This window comes from Legionella anisa (genome assembly GCF_001467525.1).
In the GTDB taxonomy this organism is placed as follows: Bacteria; Pseudomonadota; Gammaproteobacteria; order Legionellales; family Legionellaceae; genus Legionella; species Legionella anisa.
Window position 1 is genome coordinate 55,736 of sequence record NZ_LNXS01000001.1, and the last position, 20,143, is coordinate 75,878.

The window sequence follows — 20,143 nt, forward strand, 5'->3', positions numbered from 1 at the left end:
AAAGGACTCATGATGAATACATTAAATGACACTATTTCTTCTTATAGTAATGCTGCATTTACGGCGAAAAAAATTCGAAAGTTGCGTGAAGAATTTTCTCGTCATGGCATAGTCAAAATTCCTGATATTGTCAGTGAACAACTCAAACAAAATATTCACAATGAAATTTACGGTTTACTCGAAAACTATGCCGAACGTCGCGATCTTCTTTTAAAAACTACTGACAATACTCCGCGATACTTAAGTGTGGTGCGTAGTGAATTAATCGAAGAGCAGAGCAAGATGATTAGGGAAGTTAGAGAATCAGATGCACTATTGCAATTTTTAGAGAAAATTACCCAAGAGAAATTATTAACCCATGTCAAAGAAGATGAAAAATTTGTGATTACCAAGCAAGAGTTCAGCGGTGATACTCATGGTTGGCACTGGGGAGATTATAGTTTTGCTTTGATCTGGATCGTCGAAATGCCACCAGTTGATTGTGGTGGAATGTTACAATGTGTCCCTCATACAAGTTGGGATAAAGAAGCGCCTGACTTATATCAATATTTTTGTGATAACCCCATTTACACTCATTCATTTGTTCCCGGCGATGTGTACTTATTGAAAGCCGATACGACCCTACATCGAACAGTACCCTTAAGATATGATGCAACTCGCATTATGCTCAATATGACCTGGGGCAGCATACGCGATCAGGATAACCCCTTTCTATCCGTTGATGATCGATGGTGGGATAATTTAAATGCACAGGCTGCACTCCATGTTCACAACTGATCGAACTGTCCATGATCCTGCATTATTGCAACAAGCTCAACGTGATTTAATGCATTGCGAATCATATAAGAGCATGCAGGATCTGCTACTGGATTTAATTCAAAAAAATGATACTTGGCGAACTAAAAAGTGCATCAACTTAGTTGCTGCTGAAAGCCCCATGAGTCGACTTGCCCGCTCCTTACTTGCATGTGATTTAAGCATGCGCACTGCGGGCGGGCATATTGGCAAAAAAAATCGGAATTTCATGGCAACCCAATACATTGATCAACTCGAATCCATGTGTCATGTTTTATTAACAAACGTGTTTGAGTGTCATTATTGTGAACACCGATTATTGGGAGGAACACAAGCGTGTCACGTTGTGTATTCCTCTCTCATAAAACCCAACGATACACTGATTACCGTTATGCCTGAGCATGGCGGTGATTCAAGTAATTGCAGTCAAAGTATGCCTGGATTATTAGGTTTAAACATTATTCCAATGCCTTTCTTACCGGATCAACTGACTGTTGACCTAAATCAACTTGAATATTTAGTTTGCCGTTATCGACCACAATTAATCGCATTAGGATTTTCAATTTGCTTATTTGAACAACCCTTAAAAGAAATCTGCACCATTGCCCAAAAATATAAGGTGCGCGTCTTTTATGATGCGGCACATGAACTTGGTTTAATTGCTGGTAAATGTTTTGCAAATCCGTTTAAACAAGGCATCACTGTGATGAGTGGTTCCACTGGAAAAACATTCAGCGGTCCTCAAGGCGGGTTATTGCTTTGGGATGATGATGAATTAATTCAGCCCATTGCAAGTACTGTATTTCCCAATTTTGTGGGTACCTATCAATTAAATCGAGTCGCGGCATTAACATTAACTACATTGGAGCTTCAACAATATGGTGAACGTTATATGGCACAAGTGGTACATAACGCAAAAGCATTAGCGATGCATTTATATGAGCTTGGGATTCCAGTGTTTGCTAAAGAAAAAAATTACACTCAAACCCATCAAGTTTTAATTAATGCTAAACAATATGGTGGAGGATTTGTTGCTGCGAATCAATTGGAGGCCTGTAATATCATTGGAAATCACGTCAATATACCAGGCGATAATAAACCATTACAGGGGTTACGAATAGCCACCACAGAGATAACGCGACGAGGGATGAAAGAAACACATATGCGAAAGATTGCCGAATTCATTTATCGGGCACTTGCAACACATGAACCTGCACATTATATAGCGCACGAAGTAAGTCTTTTAAGTGAAGCGTTTCAAGAAATTTATTACTGCTAAAAACCTAACTTTGAAGATTGCTCTATCAATTTATGATTTCAGGTTTCAAATGGGATGACACGTTGCGAATTACAGACAAATAAGGATATTACTACTATGACTTATCTTTTAATGACATCAATTTTATTAAATATTATGCCTGGACCTGCTATGTTTTATGTGGCTCAGCAAACACTAAGCCGCAATTCACGCGCGATTGTACTCTCCATTATAGGCATCGAATTCGGAACTTTATTGCATATAGTAGCATCCACTGCGGGATTAACATGTGTTCTTGCACAATGGGGTTCGTTTCCTATTATTTCAAAATATGTCAGTGCATGTTTCTTAATTTATCTTGGTGTTTCACAATTAATAAAACCCAAGGAAATCAGCTTTTCCTCACCTTCCAAATCGATATTTTTAAAAGGCACCTTAATTAATGCACTTAACCCCAAAATTATTCTTTTTTTTATGACCATACTTCCACAATTTATGAGTTCTAATCGCAGTTATACCACGATTCACATCATTTGGATGGGATTATTGTTTGGCTTTTTTGGCGGTGTTGTTAATATTATTTTTAGTTTTGTTATCAATGCATTACTCAATACAACGCAGGATACTGCCAAAGTATTTATAATTATTAAAGGGTTAACACAACTGATAAGTTGTTTCTTTATTTTATTAGGAATTATCTTTATATGGATGCGTTAAATTCCTATACTGGTTTCCAAAAACTAGTATTCTGAGGTTTCACAGATATAATAAATAACAATCATCGCATCAGTAAAATAACTACTACTCTAATTCAGGGAGATATTTGAATGGCAGATAAGGACAACAAACAAAAGTTCACAACAACAGATGCAGGGATACCCGTACCAAGTGATGAGTACTCTCTCACCATTGGACCAAACGGTCCTATACTGTTACATGATCATTACTTGATCGAGCAAATGGCAAACTTCAATCGTGAAAAAATCCCAGAGCGTCAACCCCATGCAAAAGGTGGTGGCGCATTCGGACATTTCGAAGTTACGGAAGATGTAAGCAAATACACTAAAGCTGCTGTTTTCCAACCAGGAACAAAAACTGATTTAGTTCTCCGCTTCTCAACTGTTGCAGGCGAGCGAGGAAGTCCTGATACCTGGCGCGATCCCCGTGGATTTGCTGTAAAATTCTACACCAGTGAAGGTAACTTCGATATGGTTGGGAACAACACTCCCGTGTTTTTTCTGCGTGATCCAATGAAATTCCAGCATTTTATACGTTCTCAAAAACGCCGCGCCAATAACAACCTGCGTGACCATGACATGCAGTGGGATTTTTGGACCCTTTCGCCAGAATCTGCCCATCAAGTGGCATGGCTGATGGGTGATCGCGGGATCCCAAAGAGCTGGCGCCACATGGACGGCTTTTCAAGCCATACTTACATGTGGGTAAATGCCCAAGGTGATAAGTTCTGGGTAAAGTATCACTTCAAGACCGATCAGGGAATTGAATTTCTGACTCAGCAAGAAGCTGATCGCTTGGCAGGTACCGATGGCGACTACCATACGCGCGATCTGTATGAAGCTATAGAACGAGGCGAGTTTCCGAGTTGGACTCTTCACATGCAGATTATGCCGTTCAAAGAAGCTGAAACCTATCGTTTTAACCCGTTTGATCTCACAAAGGTATGGCCACACGCAGACTATCCTCTTATCAAGGTCGGTAAATTGACCCTGAATCGCAACCCAATGGATTACCACACCGAAATCGAGCAAGCTGCATTTGAGCCTAACAATATGGTGCCAGGAACAGGAATCAGTCCCGATAAAATGCTTCTTGCGAGGGTATTTTCCTATGCTGATGCACACCGAGCACGATTGGGCGTAAACTACAAGCAAATACCTGTTAACAAACCCCAATGCCCTGTTCACAGCTACAGCAAAGATGGTGCAATGCGTATTGAGAATGTCTTAGATCCTGTTTATGCACCAAACTCCAAAGGAGGTCCAAAAGCAGATAGCTCGAGAAATCCGGAGGTAGCAACATGGGAAGCACATGGAGAATTCGTACGCGCAGCATATACCCCCCGCAAAGATGACAATGACTTCGGACAGGCCAATACTCTCGTACGCAAAGTAATGGATGATGAAGCACGTAACAGGCTGGTGAACAACGTCGTTGGCCACCTGAAAAATGGGGTCACTGAACTGGTGTTAAAAAGAGCATTTGAATACTGGAAAAACATCGATCAACAGGTTGGTGAACGCATTGAAAAAGGTGTGAGGGAAACTGACAATTAAAAAGATAACTAAAATCAGGTACTGGCTTGAGTAGTACCTGATCCAAATGGTAAATGTTTGGCGATGAAATCACTTATTCCTTCTCAGCTAATACCTTATTTAAAAAGATACAATTTAGTTATTAATGATGGTATGATTGGCAGTTTAATCATCTTTAAATCAAAGAGTTAGTCTACTAAATTTGTTTAAAACTTCCTCTTATTGAGGGAGAGATCAACCATGAAATCATAAAATAATTATAATTAACAATGGTTTTAAAATGTCTCATTTTTTACTTAAATTCGGGTTATTTGGTTCAGGAATAGGCAGTGCCGCAGGATTAGGTTTAGGCGCTTATTATGGTGGTGTTTTAGGTGCAGTAGGAGGTGCTGCATGTGGGCTTGTTCTTGGTCCCCCTGCTCTGTTAATTACCTCTGTAGCGATTGGTTTGGCATGTCTAACTGCCGCCGCTGCTGTGGCTGTGCCCTGCTTTCTTGGATATCTATTAATGAAAGCAGTGCTTGGAGCATGTATTGTTACCACCAAAGATACCGTGGAGTGTTGTCTTTGATAGTAACTCCATTCTTTACATACAATCATACAATCGTAAAAAGTAGCAATGTCTTGAGCTCCTAGTTCAAGACAATTGCTACTTAATAGCTGTGCCCTGCTTTCTTGGATATCTATTGATGAGCGCGGTACTTGTAACGTGCATTGGATAAGAGAAATAATCTTATTAATAATAAAAGCCGTGTAACATCATTTCCATATTAAGCGACTCAAAGTTGACTAGATACGGTACCCATTCTAGCTTTTTTTTCTTGATAATCTCCTAAAATGACACAGATCAATCCTATAGTTAACATGGCAAGAGAAATCAAAACAGTAGGGGTTGGCTTTTCCCCAAGAAATAATAGCGAGCAAATGACTCCAATAATTGGCACACCAGTTAAAGATAAAGATGTGGTTACCGCAGGAAAACGTTTGCTCATTTCAACAGCCCCCCAAAAAGCTAAACCCGTAGCAATCGTTCCAATATATAGATTCAATAATATCGAGAACGTAGTCCAATGGATTACTGGATGTGGTTCAAAAATAAGAGCACTGATTCCAAGGATTATTGTTCCTACTAATAAGTGCCAAGGCATAAGTTGCAATATGGATGATTGTGAAGGAACAAAACGAACATGAAGAATAGCAATCGCCCATAAAAGCGCTGATAAGAATAATGCAGCGCTGCCGATTAGCGCCTCGTGATTTGACCAATTAAAATCAAATGGATTAAAAAGTACTATGATTCCTAAAACTCCAACTACTAAACCAAAAGCTTTGATTAAATTCAAACGCTCGTTGAAGAAAATAATCGCTATAGGAGCCACCCAAAGTGGAGTGGAATAGACTAAAATAACCGCATGACCTACCCCATTGTAAAAAAGACCAAAATTGACTAATACGGTAAAAAGCCCAACCTGTAATACACCCACCGAAAACAAATGAGGAATATCCCCGCGTTTTGGAAAAGTATATTTTTTCTGAATAATAACTATTAAAAAAAGAAATAAGCTACCTATGAACATTCGTGTAAAACCAAACCATTGAGGAGGAATAAAGTTCATCGCTAATTTCATCAAGGGCCAATTCATTCCCCAAACTAATAAAACAAAAGCTAATAATAAAATATTCATAGTTACGCTCTGCGCTCGAATTCTCCTTTTGAACTATCCACCTTCTTTGACACAAAAATAGAAGTCCTAACCTATGGAGCTGATACGTTAAAAAATATTGGTTTATGATCTCGCATAGAGAATGAAATGAGTATAACTCACTTGCACTCTAATTAGATTAGAAAAAGGTACTTCTGAAGGGATAAAATTTATTAAATTTTTTCAAATAAATTATTTTACCCAACTATTGATATGTGTCTTTTTTGGTATAATTGACCATATATTTTGTATGTGGGAGCATTTTATGCCTTCGAATAAAGAAAAAGCTCATCAGTTAATCAACGAAATGCGCAAAGCGCACAAGATACCAGAACAAAGCTCAATTGACGAACCAAAAGACTTTACTGATGTAAGGAATCAAGTGTCGCAAACGATTCTAGACTATTTAAACGAGTTAGAAAAAAACTTAGACCAAGATGATGAAGAAACCCTTTCTCAGAAATTAGGATCACTCAGAATTTTAAGCCTCACTATCGCTGGGTACGAACTTCTCAATGGTGGATTGAAATTGATGCATAAGGTCAATGAATTCTTTACTGGGAATGACAGGGCAGATTATGAGTTATTAGTAGGATTAGGTAAGAATGTAATAGAAACAGCAAAAAACTTTAATGCGCTTCTTGATGACTCATCAAAAAATTTAGGGGAGAAGGTTTGGCTCACGATGAAAGCTTATGGAAAAGCGGTAGTAAGTGGCGTTGTAGGATTGCTCGCAGGAATACAGCATGGATTTAATAAAGGAGAAGGACTAATCGATACGGTGAGCAGCATGGGCCAAACTTCAGTGGCTGAAGGTTGGGCTGGTTTTTATAAACGATTTTCAGATGAGTTAGCTCGGTCTACCTGGAAAGCCACTATGGCAAATGGGAGAGAGCAAAGTGAGCAGCAGCCTATAAAGAATGATTCTGACGAGCTGACACAATATCAAACTTTAACTTGCTCCGAATAAATCAATTTCCCTGCAAATTCACAATCGTGATATCGTGAATTTATTATCCCATTTAAGGTATATAATCAAGAATATACCTTGAAAGGGATAAAATTGATATTATCCATTTTAGGGTATACAATTAAAAATATCCCCAATAAGGTATCAATTTATTCAGGAACATTTATGCTGATTCACTCATCTCTGGAACTGGCGTTGTTGATAAAAAATCAACGAAAAAAACTGAAATTAAGCCAGGCAGAAGTTGCTGCTTTGGTGGGTTTAAAACAAAAAACCATTTCCGCAATCGAGAATAATCCAGAACACATGCGATTAAGCACTTTATTTCGGATATTATCCGCGCTTGACTTGGATTTAAAAATATCAGCAAAAAGTGAGTCCAATACAACAAACAATCAATGGAATGATGAATGGTAAAGAAAAATCAAATTCTTTATGTTTTAATGAATGGCATTTTGGTGGGGATGCTTGAGAAAACCTCCCAGGGGGGATTGAAGTTTACTTATCATCAAGATTGGTTAAATCAAGCAGGAGCCCGCCCTATTTCATTATCATTACCGCTCGTGGAACAAACCTATGCAGGCGATGTAGTATATAATTTTTTTGATAACTTGCTCCCAGATAACCAACAAATCCGCGCACGAATACAAGCACGATTTCAAATAGCAACCAGCCAACCTTTTGATCTGCTGGCGGGTATCGGCAGGGATTGCGTGGGAGCCATTCAGCTCATCACAGGCCCATTAGCTGAATTCGAGAGAAAAATTAAATATAAGCCATTAACAGAGCAAAAAATCGCTTCGATTTTACGAAATTACCAAATAAACCCCTTAGGTATGAGTCAGGAAGAAGAGGAGTTCCGAATTTCTATTGCAGGGGCACAAGAAAAAACTGCTTTTTTATATCATGAGAACCAATGGTGCGAACCGCTTCAGGAAACGCCAACCACACATATTTTTAAATTACCCATTGGCATTATCGCTCACCAACATATGGATTTACGAGACAGTTGTGAAAACGAATGGCTGTGCTCTCTTCTTGCAAAAAGCTATGGATTACCGGCAGCAGACTGTGACATTCTTCATTTTGAAGAGATAAAGGTTTTATCGGTAAAACGGTTTGATCGCCGGTTATCTCGAGATAACAGTTGGATTATGCGCTTGCCTCAAGAAGACCTATGCCAAGCATTAGGTGTTTCGTACAACATCAAATATCAATCGGATGGGGGACCTGGTATTAAAGAGATTATGAAATTATTGCTCGGTTCAGCAAACTCGCTTCCAGACCGCGATATGTTTTATCGTGCTCAGGTTTTTTTCTGGCTCATTGCTGGAATTGATGGCCATGCTAAAAATTTCAGTCTTTTTATTGAGCCTGAAGGAAAATACAGACTAACCCCTTTATACGACATCATGTCTGCATATCCACTAATAAAGAAAAACCAACTACAAACTCAGAAAATTAAAATGGCAATGGCCTTAAAAGGTAAAAATACTCATTATCACTGGCATACCCTGCAACGTCGGCATTTTATAGATACTGCAAAAGAAGCGAATTACTCTCCAGAAAGAGCTGAAATCATACTTAATGAAATGCTGAAACAAACAGATTCTGTTATCCAAGAAGTCTCAAAAAAACTACCGCCATCCTTCCCTAACACTATTTCTGAACCCATATTTGAAGGATTACGAAAAACAAAACAAAAATTAGAGGAATAACGGTTTTTAAATCTATATATTTCGAATCAAAAATCAACCAGTCTATCATTAAAAATTCTCATAATAAATAAGAAATTATGAAAAATTATACTTTTTTGAAAATTGTCTACTATATTTATTTTTAAATAACAAAAATAAAATTAGGGGATATCATGTTACTTCGATGGGCCGGTGTAACGTTTTTGTTCTGCATACTTAATTCTCCATGTTTTGCCGAAGAAAAAGAAATTGCGATTACAATTGATGATTTACCCTTTGTTGGTTCTGGTTCCAGCACTCCGGCAAGTCTGAAAAGAACCCAAGCTCGATTTATGGCTATAGTGAATGCTCTTGTTGACAATCAAGTTCCAGCCACCGGATTTGTCATTGGTGAAGCAGTTGCGAAAAATGAATGGGATCTTTTAGAAACATTCCGTAATCAAGGCTTTGCTCTAGGTAATCACACTTATACTCATAAAAGTTTGAATAACATGAGTGCTGATAAATATATAGCAGATATAGACCGTGCTGATACTGTCTTAGCGCCTGTATTGACAGAGCCTAAATATTTTCGCTATCCCTACCTAGCCGAAGGTACTGGTCAAAAAAAACAAAAAGTGTATGACTACCTGGCCGCACATCAATACACTATTGCCCCAGTAACGATCGACAGTAAAGACTATGAGTTTAACGCACGTTTCTACAGGATACCTTATAGAAAAAGAGCTCAAAATCTACCCGCATTTAAAAAACGTTATTTGGCTTACATTTGGCAACAGACATTAAGAGCTGAAAAAAATGCAAAAGGGAAAAATGTCAAACAAATTTTATTAATCCATGCAAATCTTCTTAACAGTTTATGTTTAGAAGACATCATTGAAATGTATCGAAAAAATGGATACAAATTTATTAGCTTAGCTGATGCTTTAAAAGACAATACAGCTCAATCATTGAATAATAATACAGAAGCATTAAACAGTGTGATACCACCACTAAAAGAGTCAGGGCAGAAGTCTGAGGTAAATAAAGTATCCGGAAAACAAAGTTAATTGATACAGCCTTTCCATATATCTCATTCACTCTGCACTGTCTTCAGGATCCAGAAATCATATAAAATCACTGGATCCTGCAAAAAAACTCTACGAACAAGTCGCTGTCTCTTGCTCACATCTCTGCGCCTAGGCCTTGCTGCTTGTCCTTGAGAGATCCACACAAAATTTAAACACGAAAATACATATTCTACGTCTTCTGTTATACCCAAAAAGGCTGTCATCCCTGCGTAGGCAGGGATCCATTTACAATGTACGCGGGAAAAGCAAATTAAAAAAGTGAAAAGACAATGGAAAATTAACTTTAATTAAGTGAAACCATCCTCCGTGGCTTCATTTGAGCGATGAACTATCTTGATGGATGGATCCCTGCCTACGCAGGGATTACAGCCAACAATTGACATGCTACCTGGTTAAATTTTGTGGGGTTCTTTCAGGACTTGTCCACAGGACCTCAGAATAGAACTGGGCGTTAAATTATCCAGAAATCAATTTATTTTTCTCTAGGCGAGATATTGCATGCTTAGGAAGAAGAATCCAGTAATGCCCCTGATTCTTCATATGACCTGCAATTAAAGTGGCTTTTTCACCACCACCCCAAAAGACATCCCCGCGTACTTTACCACGTATTGCGCCGCCAGTATCTTGAGCAATCATCAAACGCTGCATGGGTTTATTTTTATCAGGATTCTTACTGTCTGGACGCGTAGTACTTAGCCAAAGAGGAGCGCCCATAGGCACCCATTGCTTGTCAATGGCCAGCGAATAACCCGGTGTTAAAGCCACACCTTGCGAACCTAATGCGACTCCATCCGACATTTTACGGAAGAAAACAAAAGATTTATTTTGATTGATCACTTTATCCATCTGTTTGGGATGAGCTTCCAAGTACCGTTTTATTGCCTGCATGGACGCATTATCTTTAGTCATAACCCCTTTTTTGATCAACACTCCGGCAATCGCAGTATATGGTTTGCCATTTTGAGCATCATAACCAACATAAAGGTTATTACCATCTTCAAGTTCAATTACTCCTGAACCTTGAATTTCCAAAAACAAACGATCTATAGGACTGTTAATCCATACTAAAACGCGCGCCTTACCCTTAAGTGCACCATGATTAATTTGTGCGCGAGTGTAATAAGGGACGAATTTCTTACCCTCTACCCGCCCTACAATGCCGCGACTTTTAAAATCATTAAAAAACATACCTAAATCAGCAGTTATAAGATCATCTGGAGTCTCATAAAGAGGAACATGAAACTCTTTGGATTTAGTATAACTTCCTTTAATTGCAGGCACATAATAACCTGTAAATAAGCCAGGTCTTTCACCGGTATCAGTAAACTCTACAGGAATAAACCATTTTTCAAAAAATTGTTTTGCTTCATTCTCAGCTGTGGGAGAAATCTTTAAAGCTTCTTTACACGCCGGTTGCCAATCTTTTACTTGTAAATTGATCTGATCCGTCCCGACAATCTGCTCCGGATTTTGCTTGATAAAAGCACGGCAGGAGGTTTGAAAAGTCAGTAAAGACTTTTTTAGATCCGTTGATTTCCAACCAGGTAACCGATCAAAATCAGCCTGTCTGAACATGGTTGATGGTTGCTTTACTGGCCAAAACCACCACATTAAACTACTCAAGGCAATTAAGGCTAAAAAAAGTGTAATAGAGATTATTTTCGTTTTCATAGGCGGACAATTTTTACACGTTGTGGAATATTTTGCAACAATAAAAGGCAAAATTTAAACATTAATCTCTTGCCAAAAACTATTAATGAGTAAAAGCTGCTTTTAATAATAATCTGATTTTAATTAATTTTTTTAGAACGTACAAATAAAATAATTGCATCACTATGCACTACAAAAAAAATTTAGTGAATGTGTAAAACCAATTGATTTAAAGCATTTAGATAAGTTAAAAATGTCATCGGAAATTTGACGAGACTCTAGGGTCTGTTTCCATTTCGCCAGATTGAAAGGTAAACAGACTCTGAATATTGAATAAAATTTATTTATAGAGAAGGCAAATATCGCCAGCTACTCACTCCCAGAGGAGTAACATGTTCCGTTGCAAGGCAAGGGATCGCTCTTCCTGAACTAATAAGCCTTATTTGCAATAGAGATACAGGAGATCCCTCTTCAAAGGGAGCAACAGTCACCCGTTGATGATGCGATGCTGATTTTCGTCCTTTATAACGAACTACCAAACACGGAAACTCTCCTAAATCCTCAATATAATATTTGTATTGAGTTAAACCACTTTTTAAGGAGCACCCTTTGTGTTCGAGTAAATTATGTATCACTTGATTTGCAGAGTCTGAACGTATCACACAGTCCGAATTTAATGTTGTGTGTTGGTGCAGCAATCGCAATGCCACACCCTCAAGTTGATAAAAATTCTGGTGCAATACTTCTTGTTTATTAATTGTCTTGTAATACAGTAAAACATGCTGCATCGAAGTCAAAATAAGCAAACTAATCACACCGATAATAAGTAAGGTTATAAATAAAATAAATCCTTGATTTTTTCTACTCGCTCTCTTCGGCAACTCGCTCCAGTGGGAGAAGTGCAAGGAGATACGGCGCGCAGAACCGGAGTGTACACGCCAGTACATGAGGATTCGAGCACCGTATCGACGAAGCAATTTTCCTCTGGAGTAGAGTTTCCGAAGAGAGCCGCTCATGAGCCACGCACCAGAACCCTAAGCTCATACGTTTTGTTCTCATCCAACCCCATGATAATTTCAAGAAACTGCCTCTCTTTTATGTGTCGAATTCGAGTATGTATGAAATGAATTAAAGGCGTTATTTCTTCTGTTTGTACCAACTGATAATGTAACGTATCCACATAATTCGTATTTCTCTTAATAAACCATTTCTCCTCAAGATACTCACCAATGTATGCTGAGCGGCCATAAGAAAAAAATAGAGGTTTGTTCAAAGTAATAAGCGAATTTTTACTTTGTTGTTCCACGTCGAATAGTTCGTGTACCTCTGCATGTTCGCAATCAGAGATGAGTATGGGACGCTTTTTATGAAGTATCACTGGCTCCTCAATCACTATTTTTGTTGCACCTTGAATTTTGATTATTTTTGCAAAATGTTCGCTCATACGAGTTACTTGAATAAATTGATTCGGTTGATTTTCAGCTTGCAGTGCATGAATTCTGTTTTGATGATTTCTCCGATCAATAACTTGCAAACGGTCAATGCCCAAACATGGGGTAAAACCTGCACGTCGAATACTATCACTCAATAAATCACCCACCCATTGTAAGTCAAAACGTGTTTCTAAAACTTTTTCTGTTTCAAGATATTGACGCTTACTTCCCAAATAAAGTTGGATTAATGGAGTTATAATCACACTGGCAAGAAAAAGACTGATTAGTACTTCCGTCAGGCTGATTCCCATTTGCTTTTTCATTGACCACTTCCCATAAGATGATGGTGACGGGTTATAGAGCCTACTTGTTCAAACCATACAAGATGGAGGAGTAACTGTTGATTTTTTAGCTGTATATCCAAATGATACGGAGAAGGGGTTGGTGGAAGTTTTGAAACTTTGGCCATCATCGTTTCTTCAATTTGATCAAGAAATTGAGACCCTTGTGCTCTAAAAATTAATTGATTTAATAATTGTTTACTCTGCCCTTGTTGTTGTAATAAAGCCAGAGTCAAAGTTGTTATCAGTGATAAAGATACCAATACTTCAGTAAGGGAAAATCCCTTTTGCCAATTCATATTCCATTTTCCAGTGGGTTGGTTTGCCACGCAAAGATTAACGCCTTGAAAATAAAAATTCAAGACCTGTGCTCACTACCTAGAGATCATAAATAGACATGCAATACGATATAGAATGATTTTTAATTCAATGAGCTCGTGACAGAAAGCTAAAGCTTGGATAATATGAGAAACTTTTAGTTAGGGAAAATTTATGGCAGTGAACTTTCAACAATTACCTCATCCAGGCATACAATCTTTAGTCCCTTATAAACCAGGAAAATCTATAGAAGAACTAGCACGTGAGAAAGGGATTAACGACAATGACATTATTAAAATGGCAAGTAATGAAAATCCTCTAGGTTGCAGCCCTTTAGCCTTTGCCTCATTAAAAGAAATGTCACCTCACCTCTTAGCTACTTACCCCTCACCAATGAACCATCCTTTAATGCCTAAGCTTGCGAATAAACTCGCAATCGATATGGATCAACTTTTTGTAAGCAATGGTTCGGATTATATATACACTATTCTACTCAACTGCTTTGCACTGCATCATGACAAACACATCATCACGCACGAATATGCGTTTAGCACCTATGCGATTCAAGCCAACACCTTGAATATCCCGGTTCGCTCCATTGAAATCGATCCGGATTGGCATGTTAATGTAGATAAATTGATTCAAGCATGCAATTCAAAAACCGCCATCATTTTTTTAGCGAATCCCAATAATCCTACTGGTATTCTGATTAACCAAAAAGAAATAAAACGTCTGTTAGAAAATATTCCTGAAAGTACTCTATTGGTTCTCGATGAAGCGTATTATGAGTATGCAGCATCTCAATTAAGCTGTAATAGCATTGAATGGTTAGCCCAACATCCTAATTTAGTGATTACACGAACTTTTTCAAAAATATACGGGTTAGCAGGTGTTCGTTTAGGTTATGCAATAGCACATCCCTCAATAGTTGATCTCATGCGACGTGTCCAGTTACCGTTTACAGTAAATCAAGTCGCACTGACCACTGCTCATGCTGCCTTGGATGATGATCAATTTATTCAATTAAGTTTGCAAACCAATGCAGAAGGAATGCTGCAAATGAAAGATGGATTTAATCAATTAAATATCGATTACTTACCCTCAGCATGCAATTTTCTTACCTTTGATTGTAAGGAGGACGGTATGTTGCTCTATAACTATCTATTAGATAAAGGTATCATAGTGCGACCTCTGCATCCGTATAAGATGAACAATTACATAAGAGTAACCGTAGGAACTAAGGAGCAGAATGATCGATTTTTTGATGCATTGAGTAATTACCAGACCCTACATGTAAGGAAATAATAAAATGACCAGTGATTTAAGCAGCAAACATTGTGAATCATGTGAAGGCATAGGCGCTGCATTAAATGCAGAACAAATTAAAAATTTAATGCCGCAGTTAAATAAAAATTGGGAGGTAAGTGCAGATCACCGAATCATTAAACGCAGTTTATCTTTTAAAGATTTTTATGAAACAATGGCTTTTGTTAATGCACTTGCATGGATTGCAAATACCGAAAATCATCACCCCGATTTAGAAGTAGGTTATAACTATTGCCGCGTGAGCTTCATGACCCATGCCCTCAATGGCTTGAGTCATAATGATTTTATTTGTGCAGCAAAAATGGATAAATTGCTGGCCAGCTAAAAATAAATGTAGCCAGGGTGCAGCGCAGCGGAACCCGGGGAATATGTGACAGGAAACCCGGGTTCCGCTGCGCTGCACCCGGGCTATTAATATTTCATAACAACGTGCTCATCCCCTAAAAGATTCATTAAAAGCCCGAGTAGTTCATCACTTGGAACTACTTGCCATTGTTGTGCAAGACTCAATTGCGCCCTAGCATAATCATTGCTGTATGAAAGTTGCACGGAACAGCGTCCAACATGAGCTTTTAATAATGCTTGAATAGAACCTAAAATCCCCTGATTTCCAGAGTGCAAACGTAACTCCAAGCATCGAGCAAATTTAGTACGCGCTGTTGGCACATCATAGAGATGATTCGCAGTCATTTTTACACCGCCATTATAATCATCATGGGCTACTTCACCTTCAATTACTAACATATCTCCGGTTGCCACGCCCGAGGCAGAGGATTCGAAAAGCTCGCCAAATACAACAACATCAAGTCGTGCCGTAGAATCATCCATGCCAAGAATCACGAGCTTCTTGCCACGTTTCGTCACAATTTTGCGAATCCCTACTATTTGTGCACAAATAATGGCTTTTTTATGCATGGATGGATTTAGTTGACTGATTGGAACGATAAAGTCACCAAACTCACGTCGATATTGATCTGCAGGATGCCCGGTTAGATAAAAGCCTAATACTTCTCGCTCACCTTCGAGTCGTTGCGCCTCGGACCAGGGTTTGCACTGCACGTAGTTTTGCTCATTAGTATCGTCTTCTAATAATGAAAATAAATCAAATTGTCCACTGGATTGATTTTGATGCTCTTTTTCTGCCACTTTTAGCGCTTTTTCCAAAGATGCAGTTAATATTGCTCGCTCCACATTCCAATCATCAAAAGCACCACTTTTAATGAGCGCTTCTAATACGCGTCGATTTACCTTGCGCAAATCCAGTCGTTGGCAGAAACTAAATAAGTCTGTGTATTTTCCACCTGCTTCACGCGCCTCAATAATGCAGTCAATAGCAGACTCTCCTACCCCTTTTATAGCACCAAGACCATATATAATAGTGGCATCATCAACTACAGTAAACGGATACATCGAGTGATTGATTGATGAAGGTAAAATCTTCAATTTCATATGAGCACATTCATCAATAAAAGTAACCACTTTATCCGTATTATCCATATCTGAGGACATAACTGCAGCCATGAATGCCGCCGGATAGTGTGCTTTAAGCCATGCAGTTTGGTAAGCTACCAATGCATATGCAGCTGAATGCGATTTGTTAAAACCATAACCCGCAAATTTTTCCATCAAGTCAAAAATATGAGTTGCAACTTTTTCATCAACTCCTCGATCAGTCGCACCTTGAGTAAAAATTTCTCGCTGTTTTGCCATTTCTTCGGGCTTTTTCTTTCCCATCGCACGACGTAACAAATCAGCAGCACCCAAAGTATAATTTGCCAAAACCTGCGCAATTTGCATCACTTGCTCTTGATATAAGATAACGCCGTAAGTTGGTTTTAAAATTGGCTCCAAATCCGGATGAGGATAATCAACTACCGCACGTCCATGCTTACGATCAATAAAATCATCTACCATTCCAGATTGCAAAGGACCTGGTCTGAATAAAGCCACTAAAGCGATAATGTCCTCAAAACAATCAGGCTGTAAACGGCTAATTAACTCCTTCATACCACGAGATTCCAGCTGGAATACCGCTGTTGTTTTACATGCCTTTAATAAATCAAAAGTCGCAACATCATCTGTTGGAATTTGACTGATATCCACTGCAGCCAAGCCTTCAATAGCTCGTTTTTTATTTACCGTAGTCAAAGCCCAATCGATAATCGTCAGGGTACGTAATCCTAAAAAGTCAAACTTGACCAAACCCGCCGCTTCAACATCATCTTTATCAAACTGGCTAACAATTTGTGTCGATCCCTCTTCACAATAAATCGCAGTAAAATCTGTGAGCTGGGATGGGGCAATCACCACTCCCCCGGCATGTTTTCCTGCATTGCGGGTAATCCCTTCCAGTTTTAATGCCAAATCAATGAGTTCTTTAACTTCCTCTTCCTCTTCGTAACGACGCTTTAGTTCTTCTTCCTGTTCTAAAGCCTTACTTAATGTAATTCCGATTTCAAAAGGGATTAATTTTGCTAACTTATCAACAAAGCCATAGGGATGACCTAATACACGTCCAACATCACGTACCACTGCTTTTGCAGCCATAGTACCAAAAGTAATAATTTGTGAAACACTTTGCCTGCCATATTTCTCAGCCACATAATCAATAACCCGATCGCGACCTTCCATACAAAAATCGATATCAAAATCAGGCATGGATACCCGTTCCGGGTTTAAGAAACGCTCAAAAAGTAACTCATACTCCAAAGGATCCAAGTCGGTAATTTTTAATGCATAAGCAACTAAGGAGCCAGCTCCTGAACCTCTTCCTGGCCCCACCGGCACACCATTTTTTTTTGCCCACTGAATGAAGTCAGCCACAATTAGGAAATAACCGGCAAAGCCCATGCTATTAATCACATTGAGTTCAACCTGCAAACGTTTGTCGTACTCTTCTCGAGATGTTTGCAATTCTTCAGGCGATTTGTTTTTAAATATTTGCAGTAAACGCTCTTCTAAACCAACTTGTGATAAATGAGATAAATATTCTTCAACAGTAGACCCATCCGGTATGGGAAAATTAGGCAAATAATTATTACCTAAATCCAGTTTTACAGTGCATCGTTTACTGATTTCAACGGTATTTTCTATTGCAGATGGTAAATCAGAAAATAAAGCAATCATTTCATCAGCCGATCGCAAGTATTGTTGCGCACTGTACTTTTGCTCTCTTCTAGGATCAGCCAGTGTATACCCTTCATGAATACAAACTCGCGCTTCATGCGCTTCAAAATCTTCTTGATCAAGAAAACGCACATCATTGGTTGCTACTAGCGGTAATTGCAATTCATCGGCTAAAGCAATCAACTTTTCATTGTAACGCGTTTCATCAGGTCGTCCTGTACGTTGAATTTCTAAATAAAAACGATTGGGGAAAAGTGTTTGCCAATATATCGCTCGACTTTTAGCTAAAGCATCGTCATTAGCTAATAATGCGTGTCCAATATCACCGAATTTTCCACCAGATAATGCGATAAGTCCTGCTGAGTACTCTTGAATCCATTGGTTTTGTACTCTTGGTTGCCCTTGATATTGTCCTTCCTGATATGCTTTGGAAATAAGACAGGTTAAATTGTTATACCCTTGAGAATTAAGGCATAAAAGAACCAGAGAAGAAACTCGTTCAGGCTGATCAGGATCGTGGCAAGGTAAATCACTTCCAATAATAGGCTTGATTCCCATATCAACAGCGTTTTTATAATGCTTCACAGCCGCAAACAAATTGCAATAATCAGTCACTGCAACAGCACACATCCCTCGGGACGGTAAAACCTTCATTAAAGGCTTAACACGAGTCAAGCCATCAACCAAAGAAAACTCGGTATGGACACGTAAATGAACAAAACGTTGTTGCATAAGGAAATTAACTCATTAAGCTTAATTGATGAACTTTAACCTAAATCAAGGGTTTTGCCTACCTGCATCATCATGATAAACTCACCCATTAAGTTCTATATCAAACTTGTGATTGATGCGGATCAAAAGCATCTCGGACCGCATCTGCAAATAAGTTAATCGCTAAAACCAGCAAAAACATAAAAACAAATGCAGCCAATATAGGCCACCAAATAACAGGATTACGCGCTAACTCAAAACGTGCGCTATTAATCATATTACCCCAACTAATGGTCATGGGTGAAACCCCTACTCCCACATAAGAAAGCAATGCCTCAGCCATAACCAGAAAACTAAAATCCAAAACCAGAGTGATCACCACAATATGCATCACATTGGGCAATAAGTGTTTGCGAATAATCGTAAACCAATTGGATCCTAAAGCACGCGCCGCTTGAACATAATCTACTTCTCGTAGCTTTAAAGTTTCTGCTCGCAAAAGTCGACATAAGCTGGTCCAACTCGTTACCCCAAGGATGAAACAAAGTGCCAATAAACGTGCATCCGCACTTTGAGCTAAAGTAGTAAACTGCTCAGGATGATTGGCTATGTAAACTTGTAACGATAAGACTGAAGCAGTAATTAATAAAACACCGGGTATTGAGCTTAAAGTGGTATAAGTATACTGAATCAGGTCATCCGCCAAACCTCCAAAATATCCTGCCACTACTCCCAAAAACAAAGCCAAGGGCAGCATAAATAAAGTAGTTAAAAGACCAATGACCAAACCTGTACGTATGCTTTTAATTGTAAAGTAAAAAATATCTTGGCCAATTTGTCCCGTACCAAACACATGAAACGTTCTTGAAAGCTCGTAACCAAGCACAACAAAAAATGTAAGAACACTTAGGGTGATTAAGGTGCTTAAACTCGTCGCGCTTAAAGCAAAAACAGGTCTTAACTGTCGGCAAAAACGAATAAAAATTAGAACTATTCCGATACAAAATGCCGCGGATATACCCCATTTCAATGCATGCCACAGTGTACTCTTTATGAGCTCGTTTCTTTCTGCTTCTGTATTTACCCGTTTGCCAGGATAAATCAATAATGGATAAGTTTGCTCAACAACACCATTCACAAAGGTAGTTTCACTAATAAATTGCCTTAATGCCAACGGCGCCGAATAAGTTTTTTCTAAAATTTGATCGATAGGAGCCAAAATCTTATCCAACACAGTAGCTGCAGTCTCTGTTTCCTTATTTACCGATGTAATATGAATCGAATCCAAAATACCCACAGTAAGAAAAAACAACAGGATGATGCCCGCACTTACAGCAATGGGCCTTTGCAAAATTATGGAAAAAGAACGCCTTATATGATACTTGCGTAAGCTCAGTAAAATTACCACCCCACTTAAGGCTACTAAGGTAAGAAAGCATTTATCAGTCCATAGAAAGTCAATCATCATTTTT

Annotated in this window: 18 protein-coding genes; 11 read left to right on the forward strand and 7 right to left on the reverse strand. The window is 38.6% G+C overall.

All coding sequences use genetic code 11. From position 1 onward, the window contains the following. The first annotated feature begins 9 nt into the window (after positions 1-9). The 5 genes from Lani_RS00225 (at position 10) to Lani_RS00245 (ending at position 4,897) form a co-directional block, all read left to right on the forward strand. Positions 10-777, forward strand: a complete 768-nt coding sequence (locus Lani_RS00225) for a HalD/BesD family halogenase (protein WP_223499462.1) — start codon at positions 10-12, stop codon at positions 775-777. After that, positions 746-2,074, forward strand: a complete 1,329-nt coding sequence (locus tag Lani_RS00230) for an aminotransferase class I/II-fold pyridoxal phosphate-dependent enzyme (RefSeq protein WP_223499464.1) — start codon at positions 746-748, stop codon at positions 2,072-2,074. Before Lani_RS00225 ends, Lani_RS00230 begins: the two co-directional genes overlap by 32 nt. Positions 2,075-2,170: 96 nt before the next feature. Next, on the forward strand, positions 2,171-2,770 hold the full coding sequence (locus Lani_RS00235) for a LysE family translocator (protein ID WP_019233316.1): 600 nt from the start codon (positions 2,171-2,173) through the stop codon (positions 2,768-2,770). A gap of 110 nt (positions 2,771-2,880) precedes the next feature. Further along, complete coding sequence (locus tag Lani_RS00240) at positions 2,881-4,347, forward strand: catalase (RefSeq protein ID WP_019233315.1); 1,467 nt, start codon at positions 2,881-2,883, stop codon at positions 4,345-4,347. Positions 4,348-4,606: 259 nt separating this feature from the next. Continuing rightward, complete coding sequence (locus Lani_RS00245) at positions 4,607-4,897, forward strand: hypothetical protein (RefSeq protein WP_019233314.1); 291 nt, start codon at positions 4,607-4,609, stop codon at positions 4,895-4,897. 208 nt (positions 4,898-5,105) lie between these two features. On the opposite strand, the gene Lani_RS00250 is transcribed toward Lani_RS00245, so the two are convergent. Next, the gene (locus Lani_RS00250) at positions 5,106-6,011 is read right to left on the reverse strand and encodes a DMT family transporter (RefSeq protein ID WP_019233313.1); all 906 of its coding nucleotides are present in this window, start codon (positions 6,009-6,011) and stop codon (positions 5,106-5,108) included. Between the two features lie 283 nt (positions 6,012-6,294). Here Lani_RS00250 and Lani_RS00255 point away from each other — a divergent pair, with 283 nt between their 5' ends. The 4 genes from Lani_RS00255 (at position 6,295) to Lani_RS00270 (ending at position 9,745) form a co-directional block, all read left to right on the forward strand. After that, on the forward strand, positions 6,295-6,999 hold the full coding sequence (locus Lani_RS00255) for a hypothetical protein (RefSeq protein ID WP_019233312.1): 705 nt from the start codon (positions 6,295-6,297) through the stop codon (positions 6,997-6,999). A gap of 165 nt (positions 7,000-7,164) precedes the next feature. Further along, positions 7,165-7,416 (forward strand): helix-turn-helix domain-containing protein, encoded by a 252-nt coding sequence (locus Lani_RS00260; protein WP_019233311.1) that lies wholly within the window; start codon positions 7,165-7,167, stop codon positions 7,414-7,416. Next, entirely contained in the window at positions 7,410-8,717 is a 1,308-nt protein-coding gene (locus Lani_RS00265) for a type II toxin-antitoxin system HipA family toxin (protein WP_019233310.1), read from the forward strand. Before Lani_RS00260 ends, Lani_RS00265 begins: the two co-directional genes overlap by 7 nt. A gap of 152 nt (positions 8,718-8,869) precedes the next feature. After that, a complete protein-coding gene (locus tag Lani_RS00270) occupies positions 8,870-9,745 on the forward strand; it encodes a polysaccharide deacetylase family protein (RefSeq protein WP_019233309.1) in 876 nt (291 codons plus the stop codon). Between the two features lie 477 nt (positions 9,746-10,222). Here the strand turns inward: Lani_RS00270 and mltA are convergent, their stop codons facing one another. The 4 genes from mltA to Lani_RS00295 form a co-directional block, all read right to left on the reverse strand. Next, on the reverse strand, positions 10,223-11,437 hold the full coding sequence (gene mltA / locus Lani_RS00280) for a murein transglycosylase A (protein ID WP_040522430.1): 1,215 nt from the start codon (positions 11,435-11,437) through the stop codon (positions 10,223-10,225). 323 nt (positions 11,438-11,760) lie between these two features. Next, entirely contained in the window at positions 11,761-12,432 is a 672-nt protein-coding gene (locus Lani_RS00285; protein ID WP_223499467.1) for a type II secretion system protein, read from the reverse strand. Further along, entirely contained in the window at positions 12,429-13,172 is a 744-nt protein-coding gene (locus Lani_RS00290) for a PilW family protein (protein ID WP_019233305.1), read from the reverse strand. Before Lani_RS00290 ends, Lani_RS00285 begins: the two co-directional genes overlap by 4 nt. Continuing rightward, positions 13,169-13,552, reverse strand: coding sequence for a prepilin-type N-terminal cleavage/methylation domain-containing protein (locus Lani_RS00295; RefSeq protein ID WP_223499469.1), 384 nt, complete (start codon positions 13,550-13,552; stop codon positions 13,169-13,171). Before Lani_RS00295 ends, Lani_RS00290 begins: the two co-directional genes overlap by 4 nt. Before the next feature lie 130 nt (positions 13,553-13,682). Between Lani_RS00295 and hisC the strand changes: the two genes are divergently transcribed. Together hisC and Lani_RS00305 are read left to right on the forward strand one after the other, a co-directional pair. Further along, a complete protein-coding gene (hisC, locus tag Lani_RS00300; protein ID WP_019233303.1) occupies positions 13,683-14,813 on the forward strand; it encodes a histidinol-phosphate transaminase in 1,131 nt (376 codons plus the stop codon). A gap of 4 nt (positions 14,814-14,817) precedes the next feature. Continuing rightward, entirely contained in the window at positions 14,818-15,159 is a 342-nt protein-coding gene (locus tag Lani_RS00305; protein WP_019233302.1) for a 4a-hydroxytetrahydrobiopterin dehydratase, read from the forward strand. Positions 15,160-15,245: 86 nt separating this feature from the next. Here Lani_RS00305 and dnaE read toward each other — a convergent pair whose 3' ends face one another. Together dnaE and Lani_RS00315 are read right to left on the reverse strand one after the other, a co-directional pair. Further along, a complete protein-coding gene (gene dnaE / locus Lani_RS00310; protein WP_019233301.1) occupies positions 15,246-18,692 on the reverse strand; it encodes a DNA polymerase III subunit alpha in 3,447 nt (1,148 codons plus the stop codon). Positions 18,693-18,792: 100 nt separating this feature from the next. Further along, positions 18,793-20,139 (reverse strand): ABC transporter permease, encoded by a 1,347-nt coding sequence (locus Lani_RS00315; protein WP_040522414.1) that lies wholly within the window; start codon positions 20,137-20,139, stop codon positions 18,793-18,795. Positions 20,140-20,143 lie beyond the last annotated feature (4 nt).